The sequence below is a fragment of the Psychrobacter sp. AOP30-A2-5 genome (assembly GCF_052378115.1).
Classification (GTDB): Bacteria; Pseudomonadota; Gammaproteobacteria; order Pseudomonadales; family Moraxellaceae; genus Psychrobacter.
In genome coordinates this window covers 1-549 of the sequence record NZ_JBQSXK010000067.1, presented here as the reverse complement: position 1 = coordinate 549, position 549 = coordinate 1, and the positions used below count along the sequence as shown (strand labels likewise).

Sequence of the window (549 nt, the reverse complement as noted above, 5' to 3'; positions counted from 1 at the left end):
TGGTAGTACCTGCACTAGCAGAATTTGCCACACGTTATCCAGATATTGTCGTGGATTGTGTGCTAACAGATTCACACTCGGATGTGATCGATGAGCGGATAGATATCGGGATCAGATTTGGATTTTTGCCGGACAATCGATATGTGGCAAGGGAATTGGCTAAAGTGAACTTTTATTCTGTGGGTACGCCAGAGTTAATTGATAAGGTTGGAATGCCCAAAAAAATTATTGACTTAGATAAATACCCTCTAACAGCACTATTCGATCATAAAACAGGGCGTTACTGGCCATGGACATTCACCGAAAGTCGAAGCTTTACGCCATCAAAGCCCCGTTTTATTACAGATGATCTAGAAGCTGAATTTCAAGCTATTCTCGCTGGAGTCGGATTCGGACACATGCCTGGATTTCTAGTTTTGCCGTGGCTTAGGAGTGGTAAGCTCATTCAGATACTTCATGAGGAAACCTCTCCCGTTTGGCGCCTGTATTTATATCGTCCACAGCGGGGCCCGACACCTTTGCGAATCCGAGCATTGTTTGATTACTTAG

1 protein-coding gene is annotated in these 549 nt (G+C 44.3%); it reads left to right on the top strand.

What is annotated here, in order from left to right:
* On the top strand, positions 1-549 hold a 549-nt coding region (locus tag ACT3S4_RS14390), incomplete at both ends, for a substrate binding domain-containing protein (protein WP_444761312.1).